4 protein-coding genes are annotated in these 2,152 nt (G+C 65.8%); all 4 read right to left on the reverse strand.

The window, feature by feature from the left end; translation table 11 throughout:
* Positions 1–427 (reverse strand): amidase family protein (locus AC1D00_RS37975; RefSeq protein WP_477014205.1); only part of this gene is annotated, 427 nt, incomplete at its 3' end.
* Positions 424–639, reverse strand: a complete 216-nt coding sequence (locus AC1D00_RS37980; RefSeq protein WP_135177227.1) for a hypothetical protein — start codon at positions 637–639, stop codon at positions 424–426. The genes AC1D00_RS37980 and AC1D00_RS37975, both read right to left, overlap by 4 nt.
* A gap of 24 nt (positions 640–663) precedes the next feature.
* Positions 664–951 carry an Asp-tRNA(Asn)/Glu-tRNA(Gln) amidotransferase subunit GatC gene (gene gatC / locus AC1D00_RS37985; RefSeq protein WP_027547181.1) on the reverse strand — a complete coding sequence of 96 codons (288 nt, stop codon included), beginning with the start codon at positions 949–951 and terminating at the stop codon, positions 664–666.
* An 87-nt stretch (positions 952–1,038) separates the two neighbouring features.
* Entirely contained in the window at positions 1,039–2,115 is a 1,077-nt protein-coding gene (locus tag AC1D00_RS37990) for an NAD(P)H-dependent flavin oxidoreductase (RefSeq protein WP_477014206.1), read from the reverse strand.
* Positions 2,116–2,152 lie beyond the last annotated feature (37 nt).

Below are 2,152 nucleotides of genomic sequence, written 5' to 3' on the forward strand. Positions count from 1 at the left end.
GATTGCCGACGGGACCGAAGCACGAGGTCTCGTTGGCCGAGCCCATCGCGAACTCGTCATTGTTGAGCTTGCCGAGCATCACCGCGCCGTCGCGCCAGAGCTGCGAGGTGATGGTGGACTCGTAGGTCGGCACGAAATTGCCGAGGATCTTCGAGCACGCCGTGGTGCGCACGCCCTTGGTTGCGAACAGATCCTTGATGCCCAGCGGGATGCCGGCGAGCGGACCGCCCTCACCCCTGGCGATCTTCTCGTCCACGGCCTTCGCCATGTCACGCGCGCGATCGGGCGTCTCCATCACGAAGGCATTGAGCACGCGCGCAGCTTCGATCGCGGACAGATGCGCGTCGGTCAGCTCGAGTGACGTGAAAGTCTTGGCCGCGAGGCCCTTGCGGGCCTCGGCGAGCGTCAGCGATGTCAAATCGGTCATTTATTGATCGGGCTGCAGAAGAACGGAGACAGGGTTTTGTCGTTGGCCGGGTCGTCTTTTTTCTTGGCGGCGGCGTTCGCGGCGGCCTCGATCTCGTCGAGCACGGCATTGACGGCGACATTGGGATCGGCAGCCTTGCCCTGCCGCTCCATCTTGTCGAGATAGTTCATGTAGGCCTGGTAGGCCTTCTCATCGTCGCAAAGCAGGCACATCGGACAACGTCCTGAATTAGAGACTTACTCGACGACCTTCGGCACCAGGAAGAAGTGACCTTCGGTCGCGGGCGCGTTGGCAACGATATCGTCGGCGACCTCGCCGTCGTTGACCACGTCCTGCCGCTTCTTCATCTGCATCGGGGTGACCGAGGTCATGGGCTCCACGCCCTCGACATTGACCTCCGAGAGCTGCTCGACAAAGGCGAGCATGGCGTTGAGCTCGCCCTGCAGATGCGGAACCTCGTCCTCGGAAACCGCGATGCGCGCCAGATGCGCGATGCGGCGGACGGTAGTGGCGTCGACGGACATTATATAAGGCCTCTCACGGCAAAACCTACCCGCCGTATAGCAGAGGCCGGTTTTGCGCCGCAACCGGCGCTCCCGTCTATCTCCCGCCTATCCTGCGAGCGCCTTAAGGCAAGCCAAGGCCGATTTGGCCAGATCCCGGGTCAATTCGGCCGCGGGGACCTCGCGGCCGAGGGCGACGGCCTGGCCGGCCCAGAGATTGGTGAAATCCACCCTGCCCTGCTTTTCGGCAGCCGCCTTGAGCGGCCCCAGTGCGGTCGCGGCATGGGGAAAGGGAGGCGCATCAGGCGAGATCGGGCCCGCCTCGCGCATCAGGCGGTTCTGCACGCCCCGCGCCGGACGGCCGGTCATGACATTGGTGATGACGGTGGAATCGTCCCGCGCCTCAGCGAGCGCCTTGCGGCCGCCCGCGCTGACCTTGGATTCCGGGCACCGCAGATACGCGCTACCGATCTGCACGCCGGAGGCACCGAGCGCAAAGGCCGCGGCAATGCCGCGCCCGTCGGCGATGCCACCGGCCGCGATCACCGGCACCTTCACTGCATCGGCGACCTGCGGCACCAGCGCGAAGGTGCCGGGCTGCTCGGCAATCTTCTCGGTCAGGAACATGGCGCGATGGCCGCCGGCCTCGGCGCCTTGCGCGATCACGGCGTCGGCGCCGCGCTGCTCGAGCCAGACGGCTTCCTTCACCGTCGTGGCGGAGGAGATGACGAGGCAGCCGGCCGCCTTGACGCGCTTGAGCAGCGCCGCGTGCGGCAGGCCGAAATGGAAGCTGACGACCTCCGGCTTCAGCTCCTCGACGACCTCGCAGAAGGCTGCGTCGAATGGCGCACGGTTGGCCGCGGCGATCGGTGCCGCCGGATCGAGGCCATGCTCGGTGTAATAGCCGGCGAGCCGCTGCTTCCACCGCGCTTCGGCATCCGTCGTGAGATCGACCGGCGTGTGGCAGAAGAAGTTCATGTTGACCGGCGCCTTCACGCGCTGGCGGATGAGACCAACCTGCTCGCGCGCCTTCTCCGCCGAGATCATCGCGCAGGGCAGCGAGCCCAGCGCCCCGCCCTGCGCAGCCGCGATCACCAGCTCCGCATCCATCACGCCGGCCATCGGCGCCAGCACGATCGGGAGTTCGGTCTTGAAGAGATCGATCAGTCGACGGTCAGGCCACATGGTTCTCACCTCATGTTCGCTCTTCCCTCTCCCCTTG

The organism is Bradyrhizobium sp. P2_E8 (assembly GCF_056403875.1).